Source organism: Pseudomonas salicis (assembly GCF_057128705.1).
Genome location: NZ_JBSKHU010000001.1, coordinates 344,983 through 367,434, shown reverse-complemented (window position 1 = coordinate 367,434; position 22,452 = coordinate 344,983). Strand labels below are relative to the sequence as shown.

The following is a 22,452-nucleotide window of genomic DNA, read 5'->3' as shown; positions in this document are numbered from 1 at the left end:
TCAGGTTTCACTACGAGCTGCGATGTGAATCCTGAAAACCGAAGCTTCCGGGCTTCGGTTTTTTTTGCTCCATGGTTTCCGGACACCCGGATCAAAGCGGCTGATTGACCCGTAACACGCTCGCCAATAAGGCCCGCCATGGCTTGTCCGGCAGGCGGCGCGCGCATTAGATTAGTCAATGATCATGACCCTCCAAAATAAACAACAGGGATAAGCATGGCGCTCACCGACCAGTCCACCCAGGTTCGATCCGGCGAAGAACTCGACGCCGCGCTGATCGATCCGTACCTCAAGGCCCATATTCCGGGCCTGAGCGGCACCGCGCAGATCAGCCAGTTTCCCGGTGGCGCGTCCAACCTGACCTACCTGCTGAAATACCCCGAGCAGGAACTCGTCTTGCGTCGCCCGCCGTTCGGCCACAAGGCGAAAAGCGCCCACGACATGGGCCGCGAATTCCGCATCCTCAACCAGCTCAAAGACGCCTTTCCGTACTGCCCCAAGGCTTACGTGCACTGCACCGACGAATCGGTGATTGGCGCCGAGTTCTACGTCATGGAGCGGGTCAAGGGCATCATTTTGCGCGCCGAACTGCCTGCCGAACTGAACTTCGACGCCGCGCAGACCGAAGCGCTGTGCAAAAGCTTCATCGACAAACTGGTGGACTTGCATCAGGTGGATTACACGGCGTGCGGCCTTGGCGATCTGGGCAAACCGCAGGGCTATGTCGAGCGGCAGATTCGTGGCTGGGCCGAGCGCTATGAAAAGGCCCGCACCCCGGATGCGCCGAGCTGGGAAAAAGTCGCGCGTTGGCTCGACGACAAGAAACCCGCCGATCACCCGACCTCAAGCCTGGTGCACAACGATTACCGCTTCGACAACGTGATCCTCGACCCCGATAACCCGATGCAGATCATCGGCGTGCTCGACTGGGAGCTGACCACGTTGGGCGACCCGCTGATGGACCTGGGCAACAGCCTGGCGTACTGGATTCAGGCCGATGATCCCGCCCCCGTCCAATTGATGCGCCGCCAGCCGAGCCATGCACCCGGCATGCTGACCCGGGAACAGTTCGTCGCGTATTACGCCGAACGCTCCGGGATTCGCATCGATAACTTCGACTTTTACTACACCTACGGGCTGTTCCGTCTGGCAGGCATCGTCCAGCAAATCTATTACCGGTTTTTCCACGGCCAGACTCAGGACAAACGTTTCGCCCAGTTCATTCACATGAACACGCTGCTGGAACGCATGGCCTTGCAGGTGATTGACCGCTCTAGCCTCTGATGGCGCTTAACCCTTTCGCGACAGGATAAGGAAGACAATATGTCCAAGACTCAACTGTTCGACCTCGACGGCAAGATCGCCTTCGTGTCCGGCGCCAGCCGTGGTATCGGCGAGGCCATCGCCAAACTGCTGGCCCAGCAAGGCGCCCACGTCATCGTCTCCAGTCGCAAGCTCGACGGTTGCCAGCACGTGGCTGACGCAATCATCGCCGACGGCGGCAAGGCCACGGCGATTGCCTGCCACATTGGCGAGATGGAACAGATCAGCGGGGTCTTTGCGCGCATTCGTGAAGAGTTCGGACGCCTCGACATTCTGGTCAACAACGCGGCCACCAACCCGCAATTCTGCAACGTGCTGGACACCGACCTCGGAGCCTTCCAGAAAACCGTGGACGTGAACATTCGCGGTTACTTCTTCATGTCGGTGGAAGCGGGCAAACTGATGCGCGAACACGGGGGTGGCAGCATCATCAACGTGGCGTCGATCAACGGGGTCTCACCGGGGGTGTTCCAGGGCATCTATTCGGTGACCAAGGCAGCCGTGATCAACATGACCAAGGTCTTCGCCAAGGAATGCGCGCAGTTCGGGATTCGCTGCAACGCGTTGCTGCCGGGCCTGACCGACACCAAGTTCGCCTCGGCGCTGGTGAGTAACGACGCCATTTTGAAAACCGCATTGGCGCAAATCCCCCTCAAGCGCGTGGCTGCCCCGAGCGAGATGGCCGGGACCGTGTTGTACCTGGCCAGCGATGCGTCGAGCTATACCACGGGCGTGGCGCTGAATGTCGATGGCGGGTTCCTGTCCTGACCATCGCCTTCGACCCTGTCCGTGATCCCCTGTAGGAGCGAATTCATTCGCGAATGGTCGTCCAGACGATACACCTACGTCGGATGAACCGCCTTCGCGAATGAATTCGCTCCCACAGTTAAGTCCGCGTCAGACCGCACATTTTGTGGCGATATCGAACGCCCTGTGGGAGCGAATTCATTCGCGAAAAGGTTGGGCAGGCGATGCATCCGTGGCGCATGTACCCGTTGATCGAGCGTCAGGCCAGGCGATTCGCGGCAGTGTCGAACTCCCAGACGGTCATCTCGTGAGGCGAATCTGAGGTGTATTTGATGGAATAAAGATTCCATCAAACCCCATCTGCGAATACATTTTCCGCACAACAACATTCCCTCAAGGACGCTGTCATGCGCGAATCGTCGCTTCCGGATCTGGGCGTAGGCTTGATCGGTACAGGTTTCATGGGGCGGGCACACGCTCTGGCCTTTCACAATGCCCGCACCACCTTCGACCTGCCCGTCAACCTCAAACTCGCCGCACTGGCCGACGCCGATGCCACCCGCGCCGAGCAGTGCGCACGGTCCTGGGGCTTCGACCGCAGCCATGCCGACTGGCAGCAGCTGATTAGCGACCCCGCCGTCGATCTCGTGGCGATCACCACGCCCAACCACCTGCATTTCCCCATGGCCATGGCCGCGCTCGAAGCCGGTAAAGCGGTGTATTGCGAGAAGCCGCTGGCGGTGAGTCTCGAGCAGGCCCGCGAGATGCACAGTGCGGCGCAGAAGGCCGGGGTCGTGACCCGCGTCGGCTACAACTACCAGCACAACCCGATCATCGGCTTGGCCCGCGAAATGATTCAGAGCGGCGAACTGGGGCAGATTGTCAGTTTTCAGGGGGAGTTCAGCGAAGACTTCATGGGTAACCCGCAACAGCCATGGTCATGGCGCTGCGAACAGGCCCACGCCGGTGGCGCGCTGGCGGACCTCGGCAGCCATTTGCTCGCGATGGCGCGTTACCTGTTGGGCGATGTCGAAGCCGTGAGCGCAGATTCGCAGACCGTCCACGCGCAACGGCCAGCAACACAAGGGAGTCAGGAACAGCGCCCCATTGCCATTGACGACCAGACCTATGCCTTGCTGCGCTTCGCCAATGGCGCACGGGGTACATTTGGCACGAGCTGGCTCAAGCATGGCTACAAGAACCATCTGAGTTTCGAGATCAGCGGCACGTTAGGCACACTGGCGTTCGATCAGGAGCGTCTCAATGAGCTGCGCCTGTACCGGGCAGGCGCACCGGGGCGGGATGGATTTCAGCGAATTCTTGCGGGCCCCACTCAACCCGGCTACGCAGCGTTCTGCCCTGCACCGGGGCATCAGTTGGGGTACAACGAATTGAAGACACTGGAAGTCCACGCGCTGATTCAAGCGCTGACGGGCAAAGGCAATGAAGGGCCGGATTTTGCCGAGGCGCTGGAGGTGGAGCGCCTGGCCACGGCGATTCGCGTGGCGGCGAAGGAGATGCGTTGGGTGAAGGTTTCGGATATTTGAAACGCCCGATGTAACGAACCAAACGCATACCCGACCTGTGTGAGCGAATGAATTCGCTCCCAGGGTTCTGCATTTCAGAGCCGATATTCGGGCGGACACAAAGGAATCGGCCTGCAACTCGCTTGGCTTACCGGTAGAATGCCGCGCTTCCGGGCAGCCATTCTGCCCGTCTGCCCAGTAAGCCCTGCCCATGCCGTTCGAACTTTCCGTAGATCCCACCACCCTCGTGGTGCTAGCCCTTGTCGCTTTCGTGGCCGGGTTCATCGATGCCATTGCCGGGGGCGGCGGCCTGCTGACCACCCCTGCTCTGCTCACCGTTGGCCTGCCGCCGCATCTGGTGTTGGGCACCAACAAGCTCAGCTCGACCTTCGGCTCGGCCACGGCCGGGTTCACCTTCTACCGCCGCAAGCTGTTTCACCCCAGACAGTGGACCCGCGCACTGATCGGCACGGCCGTCGGTGCTTTGGTGGGGGCCGTCATTGCCCACTACCTGCCGGCCGAGCTGCTGAATCAAATGTTGCCGGTGATCGTCTTCGGCTGCGGCCTGTACCTGTTATTCGGCGGTACGCCCAAGGCGCCTCTGGACAGCAATGCGCCGATCAAAACCAAGTGGCAGCTTCCCCAAGGCCTGGGGCTGGGTTTCTACGACGGCGTGGCCGGCCCCGGCACCGGCGCGTTCTGGACGGTGAGCACGTTGCTGATGTACCCGGTGGATTTGGTGAAAGCCAGCGGCGTGGCGCGCAGCATGAACTTCGTCAGCAACGCGGCGGCGCTGAGCATCTTCGCCATCAACGGCTCAGTGGACTGGGCCATCGGGCTGGTGATGGGATCGGCGCTGATGGTAGGAGCGTTTCTGGGGGCAAGAACGGCTATCCAGGGCGGCGCCAAATTCATCCGCCCTGTCTTTATCACCGTTGTGTTAGGACTGACTGTCCGCCTGGCCTGGCAGCACTGGTTCCACTAGGCCCAAACGCTTGGCCAGATAGAGATCAATCAGATACCGCGCAATGGAACGACTGGCCGGCAACGGCGGCATGTCGTGGATGCTGAACCATTGCGCGTCTTCGATTTCGTCAACCTGGGGCACGATCTCGCCGCTGTCGTATTCGGCGTGGAAGCCCAGCATCATCGAGTGCGGGAACGGCCAGCATTGGCTGCCCTTGTACTCGATGTTCTTGACCTTGATCTGCACCTCTTCCATGACTTCGCGACGCACGCAATCTTCGGCCGACTCACCGGGCTCCGCAAACCCCGCCAAAGTGCTGTAGACCCCCGTCACGAAGCGCGGCGAACGGGCGAGCAGAACTTCGTCGCCCCGGGTGATCAGCACGATCATGCTCGGCGAAATGCGTGGATAGGCGCGCAAATCGCACTGGGTGCAGTGCATCGCACGCTCGCCGGGAATCTGCACGTTCGGGCTGCCGCAGTTTCCGCAAAAGCGATGTTCTTTGGCCCAAGTGCTGATTTGCGCCGCATAGCCCAGCACCTGAAACAGGTCAGCATCGTCGCCCAGCATGAATTGGCGCAGCGTCTGCCAACGCGTGCCTTCCCACTCAACCGGGTGTTCAAGCGCGTAAACGTAGACCGGCTCGCCATCAAAATGGCCGATACCGTGCTCGCTGATCAATGGCAGTTCCTGGCGCTTGAGCCATTCCCGGGGAAACATCGCACCGTTGTCGTCGAGCAGAAAACCCTGATCACTGTGGATCACGGCCCACCCGCCGGCTGCCTGAGTATCGAGCACAGCGGTGGTCCAACGCCTGGGGCGCGTCATGAAAACACTCCTCTGGCCAGCAACCTGCGCCACCCGCAGCCCGATTCAGCGTAGAGAATCAGGGCCCAGAGGCGGCAGGTGCGTGCCTGTTGAAAATCACGGTCAATTGTCGAAAACCGGCTTCTGCTTGCCCATGTGGGCGACCATCGCCAGCTTCAAGTCTGCCGATTGCAACATGGCAGCGTTCCAGGTGGCAACGTATTCAAGCCCGTCATCGACACTGTGATCGCGCATATAGCCGATCATGCGCTTGCTGCCGCTGACGGCAATCGGGGATTTGGCGGCGATTTCGCGGGCGATGGTGAACACACCGTCCAATAATTGCGCCTGATCGACGTACGTGCGATTGACCAGGCCGATGCGCAGGGCTTCGTCGGCGTTGACGTTGCGTCCGGTGTAGGCCATTTCCCGCATCATGCCGTCGCCGATCAGACGCGGCAGGCGTTGCAGGGTGCCGACGTCCGCGGCCATGCCCATGTCGATCTCGCGAATGGAGAACAGCGCGTCGTCCGCCGCATAGCGCATGTCACAGGCGCTGATCAGGTCGATGGCGCCACCGATGCAGTAACCCTGAACGGCCGCCAGCACCGGCTTGCTGCAACGGTCCACCACACTGAAGGATTCCTGCATCTGCAGAATCTTGCGCCGCAGCAAGCGCGCGTTGCGACCCACGTCCTTGCCCAACTCGTTGGCGACCGAGGCGAGCATCATCAAATCGATGCCCGACGAGAAATGCTTGCCCGCGCCACTGAGGACCACCACGCGCACGTCATCGGTGTCTTCGACCCACTGGAAAATGTCGATGATTTCGCTCCAGAATGCCGCATTCATGGCGTTGATCTTTTCCGGGCGATTGATTTGCACGTGGGCGATATGGTCGGTCAACTCGACCTTGAAAGCGCTGTAGTCGGACACGGCGATGATCCTTGAATGGCCTGCGATGGGTGAAAGCTCCAGACGCCGGACTATATCAAGACGATCAGGACGCAACAGGCTTCGGTTGCGCCATTTGCCGGACTCGAAAGCGGGCGGCGCGGGCTCCCCGGCGTTGCGCAACATCATGCTGCCATCCAGAAAAAGTGAACCGCCAAGTACAGCCATGGTCCAGAGACATGGCAGCCAAGCACCGCAATCACGCAGTGTTTGCCGTTGCCCAGGGTCATCGATCACTGATCGACCCCCACTCTTTTTTAGGTCGCAAGAGGGCGATTCTTGACTACATCAAAAGCGGCAACCGGCATCGTGGGCCTGGACGACATCCTTTCGGGTGGTCTTTCGCGCAGCCATGTCTTTCTTCTCGAAGGAGAACCCGGAACCGGCAAGACCACCGTGGCGCTGCAATTTCTGTTGGCAGGCGCAATGGCGGGTGAACGCTGTCTTTACATTACGCTGTCCGAGACCGAGCGTGAGTTGCGCGAAGGCGCCCGCTCCCATGCCTGGGAACTTGATGAACACATTGAGGTGTTCGAGCTCACACCTCCGGAAGACCTGCTCAACGCCGAGCATCAGCAGAGCCTGCTGTACTCGTCAGACCTTGAGCTGGGCGAAGCCACCAAGCAGATTTTCGAAGTGGTCGAGCGCGTGCGGCCGTCGCGGGTGGTCATCGACAGCCTGTCTGAAATCCGTCTGCTGGCGCAAAGCTCGTTGCGTTACCGTCGGCAGATTCTGGCGATCAAGCACTACTTCGCCCGCTACGACGCGACGGTGATCCTGCTCGACGACTTGACCACCGAATCCCTGGACAAGACCGTGCACAGCGTGGCCCACGGTGTCATTCGCCTGGAAGAACTGACCCCGTCCTACGGCGCCGAGCGCCGCCGCCTGCGGGTGGTCAAGTATCGCGGGCAGAAGTACCGCGGTGGCTATCACGACTTCAACATCATGGCCGACGGCATCCACGTCTTCCCGCGCCTGGTCGCGGCCGAACACCGCAACAGCTACTTGAGTTCGCAGCTGAGCAGCGACATTCCCGAACTGGACGCCTTGCTGGGCGGCGGCATCGACAGTGGCTCCAGCACGTTGATTCTTGGGCCGGCCGGGACCGGCAAATCGCTGATCGCGCTGGTGTTCGCAGCGGCCGCCGTGGCCCGTGGTGAAAAAGTCGGGCTGTTCATTTTCGATGAAGAAATGGGCCTGCTTTTCGAACGCATGAGGAAGATGGGCATCGATCTGAAGGCCTTGCAAGCGACCGGAAACCTGCTGATCGAGCAGGTGGACGCCGCCGAACTCTCCCCGGGCGAGTTCTCCCACCGGGTGCGCCGCAGCGTGGACGAGAAAGGCATCCGCACGGTGGTGATCGACAGCCTCAACGGCTATCAGGCCGCGATGCCGGAAGAAAATGCGCTGGTGCTGCACATGCACGAGTTGCTGCTCTACCTCAATCGCCAAGGCGCCTCGACGTTCATGACGGTGGCCCAACACGGTCTGGTGGGTGACATGCGTGCGCCGGTAGACATTACCTACCTCGCCGACACCGTGATTTTGTTGCGTTATTTCGAAGCGCTTGGCAAAGTCCGTCGCGCCATTTCGATCATCAAGAAACGCACCGGCACCCATGAGTCGACCATTCGCGAATACCGCATCAGTGGCTCTGGCATGACCATCGGCGCACCGCTGGAAGCCTTTCAAGGCGTGCTGCGCGGCGTGCCCCATTACTATGGCGAGAGCAATCCGCTGTTACGGGACGAGGACGTGTGAGTACACCGGGACAGCTGTCGGAACGCGCCATCATCCTGGCCCCTCGGGGCCGGGACAGTCAGATCGCCTTGAGAATCCTGCAAGAAGCAGGATTCCCGGCGCTCATCACCCATGACCTGACCGGTCTGTGCAAGGAAATGATTTCCGGCGCAGGTCTGGCCATCATCGCCGACGAGGCGCTGCGCGGGGTCGACCTGAACCCCTTGCTGAGCCTGTTGAGCAATCAGGCGCCGTGGTCGGACCTGCCCATTGTGCTGCTCACCCACCACGGCGGGCCGGAACAAAACCCCTCTTCGCGCCTCGGCAAGCTGTTGGGCAACGTCACCTTTCTGGAGCGTCCGTTTCATCCGGCGACGCTGGTCAGTCTGGTCACCACTGCCGTGCGCGGACGCCGTCGCCAGTACGACGCCCGCAGCCGCATGGAAGACCTGCTGGAAAGCGAGCAACGCTTGCAACACGCGCTCAAGGCCGGACGCCTGGGCTCGTGGCAACTGGAAGCCGAGTTTCTCGAACTGGATTGTTCGGACATCAGCAAAAGTCACTTTGGGCGCGACGAACACGCGCCCTTCTCGTATCACGAGTGGCTGGAGTCGGTGTACGCCGCCGACCAGCCGCGCATGCAGTCGGCATTGCAGCGCAGCCTGGACACCGGCGACGACTTCATTATCGAATACCGTAACGTCTGGCCCGACGACTCGCTTCACTGGGTCGATGTGCGTGCCCGCGCCCTTCGCGCACGCAACGGCCGGGTCAGCCTGCTGGCAGGCGTGACGTCGGACATTACCGAGCGCAAGCTCGCCGAGACCCAGCTGCGCCAGCTCAATGAAACCCTCGAACAGCAAGTCGAAGAACGCACCTCCCAGCTGCGCCACAACGAGGAGGTGTTGCGCCAATCGCAGAAGATGGAGGCCGTTGGCCAGCTCACCGGCGGCATTGCCCACGACTTCAACAACATGCTCACCGGCATCATCGGCAGCCTTGAATTGTTGCGGCGCCGCATTGCCAAGGGCCGGATCGACGACCTCGACGGACTGATCGACCTGGGCGTGACCTCGGCCAACCGCGCCGCCGCCCTGACCCATCGTCTGCTGGCATTCTCCCGTCGCCAGTCACTGGATTCGAAGCCGGTGGAGATGAACGAGCTGGTCCACTCCATGGGCGAGTTGCTGCACCGCAGCGTCAACGAAAGCGTGCGTCTGGACATGTGCCTTGCCCCGGCCCTCTGGACCGCCGAGGCCGACCCCAACCAGCTCGAAAGCGCGCTGCTCAATCTGGTGCTCAACGCCCGGGATGCCATGCCCAACGGCGGCATGCTGATGATCGAGACCTTCAACCGCAAGCTCGACCGCACCTTCACCAACGCCTACGAAAACCTGCTGCCCGGTGATTACGTGGTCCTCAGCGTGACCGACACCGGCTGTGGCATGCCCGAAAACGTAATCAACCGGGCATTCGACCCGTTCTTCACCACCAAACCCATTGGCCAAGGCACCGGTTTGGGGTTGTCGATGATCTACGGCTTCACTAAACAGTCGCGGGGCCACGTGTCCATCGAAAGCCACGTGGGCCACGGCACCACGGTGCAGCTGTTTCTGCCGCGCTTTCATGGCGACAAAGACGCGGAAGACCTGAACGACGATCAGAAGGCCGTGGAAGCCCGCGAAGGCGAGACCATTCTCATCGTGGAAGACGACCCCGCCGTGCGCGCGCTGGTCAGCCAGGTGCTGAGTGAATTGGGCTACGGGTATCTGGAAGCCGCGGATGCGGTGGGCGCCGTGCCGATTCTCGAATCTGGCCAGCGCATCGACCTGATGATCAGCGACGTCGGCCTGCCTGGCATGAATGGCCGCCAATTGGCGGACATCGGACGGCAGTTGCGGCCTGAGCTCAGGGTGCTGTTCATCACCGGTTATGCGGAAAACGCCGGCACGCGAGCCGGGTTTCTGGAAGACGGGATGCAGATGATCACCAAGCCGTTTGCGTTTGATCAGTTGACGGCGAAGGTGCGGGAGATTATCGAGGGGTGATCGGTCACGCCTGTAGCAGCACCGCTTGCGAGCAGTGGCGACAATGGACTCGCCAGCGCCAGCAAGCCGGAATGCTACGAAAGGCGCGCCCCGCTCAATTCAACAAACTCTGAATCTTCGAGTGCAGCGTTTCCATGGTGAACGGCTTCGCCAGGATCGGCACCTTGCCGACGATGGGGCTGCCGGTCTCGATGATTTCCGCCGGGTAGCCGCTGATGAAAATAACTTTCAGCTCCGGTCGCAGCTTGACCGCAGGCTCGGCGATCATCACCCCGGACACACCGCCTGGCAGGCGGTAGTCGGTGATCATCAGGTCCAGGTGCGGCTTGGTGGCGAGGATTTCGAAGGCCTGTTCGCCGTTTTCCGCCTGCAACACCCGATAACCCTCCCCTGACAGATAGTCGGACAGCAGCATCAGGATCAGCGGCTCGTCTTCGACGATCAGTACGACATTTTCAGCATCAGAGCTCATTGGAACGCCTTCAATCTTATAAATAGCTGCCATTACGACCATGGCCCGCTCTGGAGGTTGCGCAGAAAAATCAGATATTTACCCGGACGGTCGTCGCGCTTTCAACGCAAGCGTCAACATCCCTCAACACATCGCTCTGGCCCGCGGCTGGCGGGCCGAACGGGCGTTTACAACGGCAGGCTGACGCGGAAGGTCGAGCCGCAGCCCTCTTCGCTTTCCACCGTGATCGTACCGTTGTGGGCCGCGACGATCTGATCGGAAATGAACAGGCCCAACCCCAGCCCATTGACCGCGTGGCTGGCCGAGACGCGCTCGAACTGCTGAAAGATGCGCTTCTGGTTTTCAACGCTGATGCCGATGCCCTGATCCTTGACCTCAACCCGCGCCTCGCCGCCCTCGCTGTACACCCGAACTTCGATGGGCTTGTGCGCGCCGTAACGCAGGGCGTTGGTGAGCAGATTGGCCATCACCTGCTCGATGCGGAATTCGTCCCAGATGCCGATCACCGGTGTGGCGGCGTGCAGCGTAACCACGCTTTCCGCGGCCGCGATCTGCGCCGAGTAGCTTTCCACCAGATTGACCACCAGCTCGGACAAGTCGAACGCGCTGGTGCGGATCGACAGTTTGCCGGTGCGAATGCGCGACACGTCGAGCATGTCTTCGATCAAGCGGATGAGGCTCTGAATCTGCCGCTCGTCACGCTCGACCATGGCTTTGAGCTTGTCCATGGTGAACGCCGACGCGTTGTCCTTGGCCAGGTGCAACTTGCGCAGCTGGGTTTCCAGGATCAGCCCGTTGAGCGGCGTGCGCACTTCGTGGGACACGATCGACATGAAGTCGTCGCGCATGCGAATCGCGTGTTCCAGTTCGTTCTGGGTGGATTTCAATTCGCGCAGCAGCGCTTCCTGCTCCTGTCGGCTGCGCTCCAGTTCCTCGACCTGCTGTTTCATCGCCTTGCGCTGGCGATACAGGTCGACGAAGACGTTGACCTTGCTCTTCACCGCGTGGATATCCAGCGGCTTGTGCAGGAAGTCCACCGCGCCGCTCTCGTACCCCTTGAACGCGTAGTTCAGTTCACGGCCGGCGGCGCTGACGAACACGATGGGAATGCTTTTGGTCTTTTCGGTGCCGCGCATCATCTCGGCCAGCTCGAACCCGTTCATGCCCGGCATCTGCACGTCGAGGATCGCCATGGCGAATTCATGCTCCAACAACAGCGACAACGCTTCGTCGGCGGACAGCGCCTTGAACACCTGGCGGTCTTCGCGCTTGATCAATGCTTCGAGCGCCAGGAGGTTTTCCGGCAGATCGTCGACGATCAGCAACTTGGCTTTTATTTCACTCAGCATGCAATTCGTTCCAGCTCGACAAGCAACAGGCCAATGTCGGGCAAAGGCAGGAGAAAGTCCGGTGTGTGCAGGGCCAGCGCAGCGTCGGGCATCGTTCGCGCCAACGCGTCGGCAGGGTCCTGGACCACGGTAAGACCACCGTATTCCTTGATTCGTGCCATTCCCTTGGCACCATCGTTGTTGGCACCGGTCAACAACACCCCGGCAAGCCGCGCATCATAAGCGTCCGCAGCGGATTCGAAGAGAATGTCGATGCTGGGGCGTGAGTGATACACCCGTTCTTCCTGGCTGAACGAAAACGTCTTGTCCGCTTCCACCGACAGGTGATAACCGGGCCCGGCGAAGTAAAGCGTGCCGGGCGCGATGCTTTCCTTGTCATCGGCTTCCTTGACCGGAATCGCCAATTGCGCCGCGAACACTTCGGCCAACAGGCTGCGGCGCTCATCGGGCAAATGCAGCACCGCAACGATGGGCAGCTTGAAGCCCTTACGCAGCGGCCTGAATATCTTCAACAGCGCCTCGACCCCACCCGCGGAAGCGCCGATGACAATGGCATCGACCCTGGGTAACGCTGGCCAGTCCGACTGGGCGCCCAAAAACGTCGTTCTCATGATTTTCGATAAATCCGCTCTTGTTTGACCAAGGGTTCGAATTGATCCTTGAAACCGGAAAACTCCAGGGTTTCCTTGCTGCCCAGCACCAGAAAGCCGCGATGACACAGGGATTCGTGAAACAGGCCGAACGCTCGGTCTTGCAGCTTCTTGTTGAAGTAGATCAGCACATTGCGGCAGGAGATCAGGTGCGTCTCGGAAAACACGCTGTCAGTGGCCAGGCTGTGGTCGGCGAAGGTCACGTTCTCCCGCAGGGTCTTGTCGAAAATCGCGTAATCGTAGGCGGCCGTGTAGTACTCGGAAAACAGCCGTTTGCCGCCCGCTTTCAGGTAATTCTCGTTGTAGCCGCGAACGTTCTCCATGGAGAAAATCCCCTGCTTGGCCTTTTCCAGCGAGCGAGGGTTGATGTCGGTGGCGTAGATGATCGTGCGGTCCAGCAAGCCTTCTTCGCGCAGCAGGATCGCCATCGAATACACCTCTTCCCCCGTGCTGCACCCGGCAATCCAGATTTTCAGCGAGGGATAGGTCTTGAGCAGCGGCACGACTTCCTGACGGATTGCCAGAAAGTGCGACGGGTCACGAAACATCTCGCTGACCGGGATCGTCAGGAATTGCAGCAGCTGCATGAACGCCGACGGGTCATGCAGCACGCGCTCCTGCAGCGCGGAAATGGTGTTCAACTCAAAATGACGCAACGCATGAGCGACGCGTCGTTTGACCGACGCGCCCGAGTAATCGCGAAAATCATAGCTGTACTTCAGGTAAATCGCCTCGATGAGCAAACGCAGCTCGATCTCGGTGTTTCGCTCATGGGCCATCGGTCAAACCTGGTCTTTCTACGGGCGTGGTCAATTGATCCGATCCATTCAGATACGTTCCATTTTCGGCAGCCACACGCGAATCAACGAGAACAGGCGATCAAGGTCAATCGGTTTGGCCAGGTAGTCGTTGGAGCCCGCTTGCAGGCAACGCTCCTGATCGTCCTTCATGGCCTTGGCGGTCACGGCGATGATGGGCAGCTTGCGCCAGCGCGGGTCCTTGCGAATCTGCGTAGTGGCCTCGAAGCCGTCCATCTCGGGCATCATCACGTCCATCAACACCAGGTCGATGTCATCCACCGTGTTGAGCTTTTCGATCGCCTCGAAGCCATTGCGGCCCACTTCGACGATGGCGCCCTTGTGTTCCAGGGCACTGGTCAGGGCGAAGATGTTGCGCACGTCGTCGTCTACCACCAGGATCTTGCGGCCTTCGAACACCCTGTCGCGGCTGCGGGCGGTCTTGAGCATCTTCTGCCGTTCGTTCGACAGCTGCGACTCGACCTTGTGCAGGAACAGCGTGACTTCGTCCAGCAGGCGCTCAGGGGAGCGCGCACCCTTGATGATGATGGTGCGCGAGTACTTGAGCAGCTCGGCTTCTTCGTCCCGGGTCAGGTTGCGCCCGGTGTAGACGATGACCGGCGGGAACGCACAGATTTCATCGGTGGACATGCGCTTGAGCAGGTCGTTGCCCAGCATGTCCGGCAGTTTCAGGTCGATGATCATGCAGTCGTAGGCGTTATCGCGCAGCAGTTCCAGCGCGTCCTGGGCAAAGCCGACGGCGGTGATTTCGATGTCGTCGTCGCCGATCAGACGGGCAATGCTGTCGCGTTGTAGGGCGTCGTCTTCCACCAGCAGCACACGCTTCACTTTCTGGGTGAGCTTGGCTTCCAGGCGGGCGAACACATCTTTCAACTCTTCGCGGGTGGTCGGCTTGACGGCGTAACCGATGGCGCCCATCTGCAATGCCGCTTCCTGTCGGTCTTCGACGGAAATCACGTGGACCGGAATGTGGCGGGTCGTCGGCATCTCTTTCAGGCGCTGCAGCACGGTCAGACCCGAATGGTCTGGCAGGCGCATGTCCAGCAGGATGGCGTCCGGCAGATAACTCGACGCCAGGTCAAAACCTTCGTCGGCAGCGTGAGCGACCAGGCAGTGGTAGCCCAGTTCGTGGGCCAGGTCGTAGAGGATATGGGCGAAGCGCACTTCGTCCTCGATGACCAGAATGCAGCGTTTGCTGAACGGCGCTTTGTCGCGGTCGTCGGCGAAGCGTGGCACGGCCTCGGCAGGCGGTGCGGACTTGGCGGCAATCGTGGGCGCTGGCACGGAAGCCGGTGCGGCGTGAGCGGCGGCTGGCGGCTCTTCGACGAATTGCCCGTGCTCGACGTATTCCTCCGGCAGCACCAGGGTAAAGATACTGCCCTGCCCCGGCTCACTGGTGACCGAGATCGACCCGCCCAACAGGCGCGCCAGATCCCGGGAAATCGACAGTCCCAGGCCGGTGCCGCCGTAGCGCCGGTTGGTGGTGCCGTCCGCCTGACGGAAGGCCTCGAAGATGCTTTCCTGCTGGTCCGGGGCGATGCCGATGCCGGAATCGCGCACCGTGAAGGCAATGCCTTCGCCTGGCTGACGGGACACGGTCAGGCTGACCGATCCGTGTTCGGTGAACTTGATGGCGTTGGACAGCAGGTTCTTGAGGATCTGCTCCAGACGCTGGCGGTCGGTGTACAGCGAGACCGGCGCCCCCGGCTGAACCTCAACAGTGAATTGCAGCTGTTTGTCGGCAGCAATTGGCTGGAAGGTCATGCGCAGGCTGTCCACCAGACGGCTGACGCTGCTGTTTTCCGGGCGCATGTCGAGCTTGCCGGCTTCGACCTTGGAGATGTCGAGGATGTCGTTGATCAGGTTCAGCAGATCGTTGCCGGCCGAGTAGATCGACTCAGCAAAGGTCACTTGCTCATCGGTGAGGTTGTCCTGCGGGTTCTCGGCCAGCAGTTTGGCGAGGATCAACGAACTGTTCAGCGGCGTGCGCAGTTCGTGGGACATGTTGGCCAGGAATTCGGATTTGTACTTGCTCGAACGCTGCAGTTCGTCGGCGCGGGCTTCCAGCTCGACCTGCGCGATATTCAGCTCCTCGTTGTTGCGGTCCAGCGCATCGCGTTGATCGGCCAGCGCTTTGCTCTGTTCAGCCAGTTGCTCGTTGGTCTGCTCCAGCTCGGCTTGCTGGGTTTCAAGGTGCGCCTGGGACTCCTTCAGAATCCGCGACTGCTCTTCCAGCTCTTCGTTGGCGGTGCGCAGCTCTTCTTGCTGCACTTGCAGTTCTTCGTTCAGCTGTTGGGTCTCGGCCAGCACTTCCTGTAGACGCTGGCGATAACGCGCGGCCTCGATGGACGTGCCGACGTTGTCGGCCACCAGTTCGAGGAATTCGACGTCGCGCTCGGTCAGCTCACGCAAGAAGCCCAGTTCGATCACGCCGTTGACCTGATCATCGTTGCTGGTCGGCACAACGATCACGCTGCGTGGCGAGCCTTCGCCCAGACCCGACGAGACCTTGAAATAGTCCATCGGCACGTCGTTAAGGGTGATGATCTCATCCTGTTCGGCGGACTTGCCGACAACGCCTTCGCCGCTGTAAATCGATTGTTCCTGCAATTCTTGCTGGCGAGAGAAGCCATGAGACGCCACGCGGACCAGTCCACCGTGCTCCTGACGCACGTAAACCGCCGCCACCACCGCGCCCAGGTATTGAGCGAAGAATTGCAACACGTTGCGCCCTAACAGGTTCAGGGTCAGTTGGCCAATCACCTGCTCGGCCAGTTCACTCTGACCGTTGCGCAGCCAGGCCACGTGGGCCAGGCGCTCGGCGTCCTCTTGTTGGGCCTTGAGGTTGGCGGCGTACGTGGAGGACAGCGCCGTCATGTCGCGACGACCGACCCACGCCAGAACACCGCTGACGATCAGAATGAACGCGATGTACAGCGAGACCGACAGGATGGTCGTGTGGGTCACGTCGGTGTTACGAGTCAGGCGAAGTTGGTGCTCGATGTTTGCCGCTTGATCGTATTGATCACGAATCTCATCGGTCAGCCGCTTGCCGCGCCGGTTCTGGATCGGCGTCGCGTAATCGCCACCGTTGCGCCGCAGGGTGATCATCTCTTGGGCGAACTGGTTCCAGGACTCCTGCATGGCTGCGAGCCGTTTGAACCGGTCGACCTGATCAGGGTTGTCAGCGACCAGTTCTTCCAGGCCATTCAGCTCGGAGATGATGCTGGGCTTGGCGACCTCGTAGGGGTCGAGGAAGCGCTCATCACCGGTCAGGAGGAAGCCGCGCATGCCGGTTTCCATGTCTACCGACAGCTTCAACGAACGGTTGATGTTGTTGATCACTCGGTCCGTGTGCTCGACCCACTGGATGACCGAAAGCAGATAAGTGATCAGAATGACGAAGAAAGCGGCGCTAAGGACCCCGACGGCCAGGGGTAAACTGACGTTGCGGCTTAAAAGTTTGCGGAAACGTTGCTCATCGACTGCAGAGGTTTGGATCATCGCAAGGGCCCAGGGCGGATTCGGCTAAACCACGGAGTTTGCCGCAATGTTCAGAAAAAGACTCCAGTTTCTGACATACACGGCTGAATTTTCTGACTTTAGTCAGAAGGCAAAAGTCGGCGTACTATACGTTCGAGTGATTCCCTCGCGCTATCACACTCAACTGAATTGTGTTTTTGGCGCCTGGAACTTGTCACAATCACTGGCTTTATTTTTTAGCAGACCGGGTGAAAGTCGCCCGGTCCGTCTCTCGCCATTTGAAGGAAATTTTCATGTCCGACCCAACCAGCACGATTCTGGTGGTTGAAGATGATGACATCGTCCGGATGTTGATCGTCGACGTTCTCGAAGAGCTTGAGTACATCGTGCTCGAAGCGGCCGATGGCAGCGAAGCGTTGGCCTTTCTGAAGGACAGCGGCAACGTCATTGATTTGATGATGACGGACAAGGGCCTGCCGGACATGGATGGCACCGAACTGGCAAAGCAGGCGGCCGTGCTGCGCCCGACGTTGCCGGTGCTGTTTGCCAGTGGCTATGCGGAAAACATCGACGTGCCGCCCGGGATGCACCTGATCGGCAAGCCGTTCTCCATCGATCAACTGCGTGACAAGGTCAACGGCATCCTTGGCAAGTGACCTTCCCTCCCCGGCCACGCGCGCCCTTCATGTCCTGATCATCGGTTACGTGTGGCCGGAGCCACGCTCCTCGGCCGCCAGCGGCCATGTCATGCAACTGATCGACTGCTTTCTCGAACAGGGCTGGCGCATCACGTTTGCCAGCGCGGCGACCGAGGGTGAACGCCGCGCTGACCTGGCGAGCCTGGGCATCGATGAAGTGGCCATCGCCGTGAACGACAGCCGCTTCGACAGCTTCGTCGCCGAACTTCAACCTGAGGTGGTGCTGTTCGATCAGTTCCTGATGGAGGAGCAGTTCGGCTGGCGAGTCGAGAAACACGCGCCCAACGCGCTGCGCGTGATGGAAACCTGCGATGTGCAGAGTTTGCGCCATGCCCGGCACCAGATGCTCAAGGACGTGATCAAGGCGGGCGAGGACTGTTCCGATGCCCTGCTGGCCGAGCCCGACGCCGAGATGTTCAAGCGCATGGCGGTGTCCGATCTGGCCCAGCGGGAAATCGCCTCGTTTTATCGCTGCGACCTGAATCTGGTGGTGTCGGAGGTCGAAATCGATCTGCTGACCCGGCATTTCCGGGTGCCCGCCGAATTGCTGCACCTCTGCCCGTTGATGCTCCGCGACGTGCCCTCCCGTGGCCGGGGTTATGACGAGCGCGAACACTTCCTGACCATCGGCAACTTCCGCCATGCGCCCAACTGGGATGCCGTTTTGTGGCTAAAGAACGCGATCTGGCCGTTGATTCGCCAACGCCTGCCAAGCGCGCAGCTGCATGTGTATGGCGCGTACACGCCGCCCAAGGCCACGGCATTGCACAATGCGGCGCAAGGGTTTCACATCAAGGATTGGGCCGAGGATGCGTTTGAGGTGATGTCAGCGGCGCGGGTGTCCCTCGCTCCGCTGCGGTTTGGAGCCGGCATCAAGGGCAAGGTGATGGATGCGATGGCCTGCGGCACGCCGACGGTGACCACCCCCATCGGGGCCGAGGGGATGCATGGCGAGCTGCCGTTTCCCGGTGCCGTGGCGTGGAATGCTAAAGGGTTGGCCGCTGAAGCGGTTCGACTGTATACCGATCGGGCCGCCTGGGATCAGGCGCAGTCAGCGGGCTGGCATGTGCTGCAGTCGCGCTTTCGGTTCGAGGAGCACTGCAAGACGCTGATTGAGCGCATCCAACAGTTGCTAGGCGATCTGCCAGCCCACCGTGCCGCCAACTTCACTGGCGCGATGCTCCGGCACCATCAGCACAAAAGCACGCAGTACATGTCGCAGTGGATCGAGGCGAAGAATCGCAGGGAGTGAGACACCCCCTTGTTAAGCGCAAGTTGTTACGCGCAAGCCTTCGATCAGGGTAGATCTCGCTTGGGCTCTCCCTGCGGCGTGCCGGGTCTGGATGCACCCCAGAGATTGACTGTGGGAGCGAATTCATTCGCGAATCGAGAGAACAGACTATACATCCCTGTCGCCTGCACGATCTGTTCGCGAATGAATTCGCTCTCACGTTAGAACTGTGCCCGTGGCAAAGTCAGCGCATGTGACGCCGCAGCAGATAGGTGTCCATGATCCACCCCTTCCTCGCCCTCGCCGCTTCCCGCGTCTGCTTGATCCGCTCGCTCACGTCTCTCAATGGCCCCGAAATCAGGACCTCGTCCTCGGTCCCAAGGTACGCGCCCCAGTAGATGTAAAGGTCCTGCGCGACGAAGCGCTCGAACGTGCAGTGGGCATCGAGCATCACCACCACGTTATCAATGTCATCACCTGATGCCTGGGCCAGCCGCCGCCCTGTGGTGATCTGAATGGGTTCGCCGATCCGGTTCAAGGGAATCCCATGCTGCGCCACCAGGGCCTGCATGCTGGTGATCCCCGGAATCACCTCGACACCGAACACCTCGTTCCCCCGCGCCAGCACCCGGTCGAGAATCCGCAGCGTGCTGTCGTACAGCCCAGGGTCGCCCCACACCAGAAACCCACCGGTCTCGCCCGCCTTCACCTCATCAGTGATCAAGCGCTCGAACAACGCCGCGCGCTGCTCATGCCAATGCTCGATGCCGTTCTGATACGAAACAGGATCGTCCTCACGGCGAGGGTCCTGCACCTGCACCAGTCGATACGCGTCACCCTCGATATAGCGCTCGCAAATCTCCCGCCGCAGGCGCAGCAACTCGTCATCGGCATAGCCCTTGTCGAGAATGAAAAACACCGCCGCCCGGTTCAACGCCTTGATCGCCTGAACCGTGATGTGCTCGGGATTGCCCGCGCCGATGCCGATGACGAGGATTTTTTTCATGGGGTAACAGTCCGGATTGGCGCTAGAGGCTGTGGCTCAGGATAGTGACCGGCCTGGGCTGTCGTTGCAAAGCGCGGCCTGTGCTCATGGCTGTATTCCTGAGGGCAAATAGTGCACATTACCCCCACGCACGTCCCCGAACCCCGGCAACCGCATGACCAAAACAACAAGAATCACCGATCCGTCCTATGAGTTGATGGACGATCACAATGGCCTGTCGATCATCTACCGCGAGCATGGTTTTCCGTGCCCGCTGGTGCGCTGGCATTTTCACAAGGAATACGAGCTGCACCTGATTGTGGCGAGTTCCGGCAAGGTGTTCGTCGGTGATTACATCGGCAATTTCTACCCCGGCACGCTGTTTCTCACCGGCCCCAACCTTCCGCACAACTGGATCAGCCAGGTCGAAGAAGACGAGGTCGTGCCCAAGCGCGACATGCTGGTGAACTTCACGGAAGAGTTGCTGGAGAGCGGCAACCAGGTGTTTGCCGAGCTGAAGACCCTGACGCCGCTGCTGGAGCGCGCGCAGTACGGGATCGAGTTTCGTGACAAGCGCACGATCCGTCAGGCGATGAAGCTGATGCAGAAGATTGCCGATTCCAGCGGCATGACCCGGCTGGGGCATTTCTTCATTCTGTTCGAACTGCTGGCGGCCAGTGACGATTTCCAGCTGCTGTCTGGAACGACGGCATCCCAACTGTCAGACGACCATGCCGTCGAGCGCACCAACAAGGCCGTGGACTACATTTTTACCCACTACGCCCGGGAACTGACCCTGGAAGAAGTAGCGGACTACCTCGGCATGAAACCCACCTATTTTTCTCGCGTGTTCAAACAGGCCACGGGGCGGACGTTCGTCGAGTTCGTCAATCGGCTGCGGATCAGCAAGTCTTGCGAGCTGCTGGCGGACGGCGACAAGCCGGTCACCGACGTGTGTTTCGAATCCGGTTTCAACAACATTTCCAACTTCAACCGACGCTTTCAGCAGCTCAAAGGCATGACGCCGTCGCACTATCGCCGTTTGGCCGTGCAGCGCCTGACCGAACAAAACCTGTACTGATTCGCCCCCTCTACGCCCCCGTCGACTACGCTGGAACTGCGCCGCACCCTGCCGGAACGCAGTTTTGGTGTATTGCTGCCTGAACTCTCAGTGCAAGAAAGTATCAGTTCAAGTGCGCCGCAGGATTTGTCATTGGCCGTGCGGACCGTTGTAATCAACTGACTTCCTCCAGACTCCGGAAGGAACAACAACAATAACCAGGCTTCTGTCGTTCATTGGGCGCAGAAGAGGAGAGATACATGAAGACCTCTGCAAACGTTCTGCTCGCTGGCACCTGTCTCACTCTCGGCTTGACCCTCTGCAACAGCGCAGCGGCGGGCGACGTCACCATCGCCACCGTCAACAACAGCGACATGATCCGCATGCAGCGGCTGTCCAAGACTTTCGAAGAACAGCATCCCGACATCAAACTGAAATGGGTCGTCCTCGAAGAGAACGTGCTGCGTCAACGCTTGACCACAGACATCGCCACCAAGGGCGGCCAGTTCGACGTGTTGACCATCGGCATGTACGAAGCCTCACTCTGGGGTGCCAAGGGCTGGCTCAAAGAGATGAATGATCTGCCAGCGTCCTACGCGCTGGATGACGTATTCCCATCGGTGCGTGACGGTCTGTCGGTCGATGGCAAGCTGTTCGCCCTGCCGTTCTACGCCGAAAGCTCGATCACCTACTACCGCAAAGACCTGTTTCAGGCCGCTGGCCTGACCATGCCGGAGCGTCCGACCTGGACCCAGATTTCCGAATTCGCCGACAAACTCACTGACAAATCGAAAGAACAGTACGGCATCTGCCTGCGTGGCAAGGCGGGCTGGGGTGAGAACATGGCGCTGATCAGCACCGTCGCCAACTCCTTTGGCGCGCGTTGGTTCGACGAGCAGTGGAAGCCACAGTTCGACCAGCCCGAGTGGAAAAACGCGCTGACCTTCTACACCAACGTGATGAAGAAAGACGGCCCTCCCGGCGCCTCCAGCAACGGTTTCAACGAAAACCTGGCGCTGTTCAACAGCGGCAAGTGCGCCATCTGGGTCGACGCCAGCGTCGCCGGTTCCTTCGTGACCGACAAATCCCAGAGCAAGGTCGCGGACAGCGTCGGCTTCACTTACGCGCCGCACGAAGTCACCGACAAAGGCTCGGCATGGCTGTACTCGTGGGCCCTGGCGATTCCAACCAGCGCCAAGAACGACAAGGACGCTCGCGCGTTTACCGAATGGGCAACGTCGAAAGAGTACGCGGCCCTCGTCGCGAAAACCGACGGCGTGTCCAACGTACCGCCAGGCACTCGCGCCTCGACCTACACCGACGATTACAAGAAAGCGGCGCCGTTCGCCAACATCACCCTGGAATCCCTCAAGGCCGTGACGCCAAAAACGCCGACCCTGAAGCCGGTTCCGTACGTGGGCATTCAACTGGTGACCATCCCCGAGTTCCAGCAGATCGGCACCAACGTCGGTCAGCAATTCTCGGCGGCACTGGTGGGTTCGACCACCGTGGACGCTGCGCTGACCCAGGCACAAAGCGCGACCGAGCGTGACATGAAGCGCGCGGGCTACCCGAAAAAGGGTTGATCCCG

The 22,452-nt window shown here is 60.3% G+C and carries 18 protein-coding genes; 10 read left to right on the top strand and 8 right to left on the bottom strand.

Features of this window, described 5'->3' with window-relative positions:
* The first annotated feature begins 216 nt into the window (after window positions 1-216).
* The 4 genes from ACWKWE_RS01720 (at window position 217) to ACWKWE_RS01705 (ending at window position 4,581) form a co-directional block, all read left to right on the top strand.
* Window positions 217-1,284: a phosphotransferase family protein gene (locus ACWKWE_RS01720; protein WP_483849415.1), complete on the top strand. Its 1,068-nt coding sequence runs from the start codon at window positions 217-219 to the stop codon at window positions 1,282-1,284.
* Window positions 1,285-1,323: 39 nt separating this feature from the next.
* Window positions 1,324-2,091 carry an SDR family oxidoreductase gene (locus tag ACWKWE_RS01715; protein WP_166595527.1) on the top strand — a complete coding sequence of 256 codons (768 nt, stop codon included), beginning with the start codon at window positions 1,324-1,326 and terminating at the stop codon, window positions 2,089-2,091.
* A 386-nt stretch (window positions 2,092-2,477) separates the two neighbouring features.
* Complete coding sequence (locus ACWKWE_RS01710) at window positions 2,478-3,617, top strand: Gfo/Idh/MocA family protein (RefSeq protein WP_483849414.1); 1,140 nt, start codon at window positions 2,478-2,480, stop codon at window positions 3,615-3,617.
* A 190-nt stretch (window positions 3,618-3,807) separates the two neighbouring features.
* The gene (locus ACWKWE_RS01705; protein WP_483849413.1) at window positions 3,808-4,581 is read left to right on the top strand and encodes a TSUP family transporter; all 774 of its coding nucleotides are present in this window, start codon (window positions 3,808-3,810) and stop codon (window positions 4,579-4,581) included.
* On the opposite strand, the gene nudC is transcribed toward ACWKWE_RS01705, so the two are convergent.
* Window positions 4,537-5,391: an NAD(+) diphosphatase gene (nudC, locus tag ACWKWE_RS01700; protein WP_483849412.1), complete on the bottom strand. Its 855-nt coding sequence runs from the start codon at window positions 5,389-5,391 to the stop codon at window positions 4,537-4,539. The genes ACWKWE_RS01705 and nudC overlap by 45 nt on opposite strands.
* Window positions 5,392-5,493: 102 nt before the next feature.
* On the bottom strand, window positions 5,494-6,306 hold the full coding sequence (locus tag ACWKWE_RS01695) for a crotonase/enoyl-CoA hydratase family protein (protein ID WP_166595567.1): 813 nt from the start codon (window positions 6,304-6,306) through the stop codon (window positions 5,494-5,496).
* 297 nt (window positions 6,307-6,603) lie between these two features.
* Here ACWKWE_RS01695 and ACWKWE_RS01690 point away from each other — a divergent pair, with 297 nt between their 5' ends.
* Both ACWKWE_RS01690 and ACWKWE_RS01685 read left to right on the top strand, forming a co-directional pair.
* A complete protein-coding gene (locus ACWKWE_RS01690) occupies window positions 6,604-8,088 on the top strand; it encodes an ATPase domain-containing protein (protein ID WP_483849411.1) in 1,485 nt (494 codons plus the stop codon).
* The gene (locus tag ACWKWE_RS01685; RefSeq protein ID WP_483849410.1) at window positions 8,085-10,115 is read left to right on the top strand and encodes a response regulator; all 2,031 of its coding nucleotides are present in this window, start codon (window positions 8,085-8,087) and stop codon (window positions 10,113-10,115) included. The genes ACWKWE_RS01690 and ACWKWE_RS01685 overlap by 4 nt, the downstream gene beginning before the upstream one ends.
* 94 nt (window positions 10,116-10,209) lie before the next feature.
* On the opposite strand, the gene ACWKWE_RS01680 is transcribed toward ACWKWE_RS01685, so the two are convergent.
* The 5 genes from ACWKWE_RS01680 to ACWKWE_RS01660 all read right to left on the bottom strand — a co-directional run bounded on the left by ACWKWE_RS01680 (window position 10,210) and on the right by ACWKWE_RS01660 (window position 16,908).
* Window positions 10,210-10,587 (bottom strand): response regulator, encoded by a 378-nt coding sequence (locus ACWKWE_RS01680; protein ID WP_166595521.1) that lies wholly within the window; start codon window positions 10,585-10,587, stop codon window positions 10,210-10,212.
* A 167-nt stretch (window positions 10,588-10,754) separates the two neighbouring features.
* Complete coding sequence (locus ACWKWE_RS01675) at window positions 10,755-11,936, bottom strand: hybrid sensor histidine kinase/response regulator (protein ID WP_166595520.1); 1,182 nt, start codon at window positions 11,934-11,936, stop codon at window positions 10,755-10,757.
* Complete coding sequence (locus ACWKWE_RS01670; RefSeq protein WP_166595519.1) at window positions 11,930-12,547, bottom strand: chemotaxis protein CheB; 618 nt, start codon at window positions 12,545-12,547, stop codon at window positions 11,930-11,932. The genes ACWKWE_RS01675 and ACWKWE_RS01670 overlap by 7 nt, the downstream gene beginning before the upstream one ends.
* On the bottom strand, window positions 12,544-13,365 hold the full coding sequence (locus ACWKWE_RS01665; protein WP_166595518.1) for a CheR family methyltransferase: 822 nt from the start codon (window positions 13,363-13,365) through the stop codon (window positions 12,544-12,546). The genes ACWKWE_RS01670 and ACWKWE_RS01665 overlap by 4 nt, the downstream gene beginning before the upstream one ends.
* A 48-nt stretch (window positions 13,366-13,413) precedes the next feature.
* Entirely contained in the window at window positions 13,414-16,908 is a 3,495-nt protein-coding gene (locus ACWKWE_RS01660; RefSeq protein WP_483849409.1) for a response regulator, read from the bottom strand.
* A gap of 272 nt (window positions 16,909-17,180) precedes the next feature.
* Here ACWKWE_RS01660 and ACWKWE_RS01655 point away from each other — a divergent pair, with 272 nt between their 5' ends.
* The gene (locus ACWKWE_RS01655) at window positions 17,181-17,543 is read left to right on the top strand and encodes a response regulator (protein WP_166595516.1); all 363 of its coding nucleotides are present in this window, start codon (window positions 17,181-17,183) and stop codon (window positions 17,541-17,543) included.
* Window positions 17,544-17,634: 91 nt separating this feature from the next.
* Window positions 17,635-18,837: a glycosyltransferase family 4 protein gene (locus ACWKWE_RS01650; RefSeq protein ID WP_483849966.1), complete on the top strand. Its 1,203-nt coding sequence runs from the start codon at window positions 17,635-17,637 to the stop codon at window positions 18,835-18,837.
* A 223-nt stretch (window positions 18,838-19,060) separates the two neighbouring features.
* Here ACWKWE_RS01650 and cobF read toward each other — a convergent pair whose 3' ends face one another.
* Window positions 19,061-19,822, bottom strand: coding sequence for a precorrin-6A synthase (deacetylating) (gene cobF / locus ACWKWE_RS01645; RefSeq protein ID WP_483849408.1), 762 nt, complete (start codon window positions 19,820-19,822; stop codon window positions 19,061-19,063).
* A gap of 154 nt (window positions 19,823-19,976) precedes the next feature.
* Between cobF and ACWKWE_RS01640 the strand changes: the two genes are divergently transcribed.
* A complete protein-coding gene (locus ACWKWE_RS01640; protein WP_483849407.1) occupies window positions 19,977-20,882 on the top strand; it encodes an AraC family transcriptional regulator in 906 nt (301 codons plus the stop codon).
* A 239-nt stretch (window positions 20,883-21,121) separates the two neighbouring features.
* A complete protein-coding gene (locus tag ACWKWE_RS01635; protein ID WP_483849406.1) occupies window positions 21,122-22,447 on the top strand; it encodes an ABC transporter substrate-binding protein in 1,326 nt (441 codons plus the stop codon).
* Window positions 22,448-22,452: the final 5 nt, after the last annotated feature.

Bases quoted from the DNA above. Each gene is read 5' to 3' on its own strand.
- ACWKWE_RS01720 (WP_483849415.1), top strand. From the start codon at position 217: ATGGCGCTCACCGACCAGTCCACCCAGGTTCGATCCGGCGAAGAACTC.
- ACWKWE_RS01715 (WP_166595527.1), top strand. From the start codon at position 1,324: ATGTCCAAGACTCAACTGTTCGACCTCGACGGCAAGATCGCCTTCGTG.
- ACWKWE_RS01710 (WP_483849414.1), top strand. From the start codon at position 2,478: ATGCGCGAATCGTCGCTTCCGGATCTGGGCGTAGGCTTGATCGGTACA.
- ACWKWE_RS01705 (WP_483849413.1), top strand. From the start codon at position 3,808: ATGCCGTTCGAACTTTCCGTAGATCCCACCACCCTCGTGGTGCTAGCC.
- nudC (WP_483849412.1), bottom strand. From the start codon at position 5,391: ATGACGCGCCCCAGGCGTTGGACCACCGCTGTGCTCGATACTCAGGCA.
- ACWKWE_RS01680 (WP_166595521.1), bottom strand. From the start codon at position 10,587: ATGAGCTCTGATGCTGAAAATGTCGTACTGATCGTCGAAGACGAGCCG.
- ACWKWE_RS01675 (WP_166595520.1), bottom strand. From the start codon at position 11,936: ATGCTGAGTGAAATAAAAGCCAAGTTGCTGATCGTCGACGATCTGCCG.
- ACWKWE_RS01670 (WP_166595519.1), bottom strand. From the start codon at position 12,547: ATGAGAACGACGTTTTTGGGCGCCCAGTCGGACTGGCCAGCGTTACCC.
- ACWKWE_RS01665 (WP_166595518.1), bottom strand. From the start codon at position 13,365: ATGGCCCATGAGCGAAACACCGAGATCGAGCTGCGTTTGCTCATCGAG.
- ACWKWE_RS01660 (WP_483849409.1), bottom strand. From the start codon at position 16,908: ATGATCCAAACCTCTGCAGTCGATGAGCAACGTTTCCGCAAACTTTTA.
- ACWKWE_RS01655 (WP_166595516.1), top strand. From the start codon at position 17,181: ATGTCCGACCCAACCAGCACGATTCTGGTGGTTGAAGATGATGACATC.
- ACWKWE_RS01650 (WP_483849966.1), top strand. From the start codon at position 17,635: ATGCAACTGATCGACTGCTTTCTCGAACAGGGCTGGCGCATCACGTTT.
- cobF (WP_483849408.1), bottom strand. From the start codon at position 19,822: ATGAAAAAAATCCTCGTCATCGGCATCGGCGCGGGCAATCCCGAGCAC.
- ACWKWE_RS01640 (WP_483849407.1), top strand. From the start codon at position 19,977: ATGACCAAAACAACAAGAATCACCGATCCGTCCTATGAGTTGATGGAC.
- ACWKWE_RS01635 (WP_483849406.1), top strand. From the start codon at position 21,122: ATGAAGACCTCTGCAAACGTTCTGCTCGCTGGCACCTGTCTCACTCTC.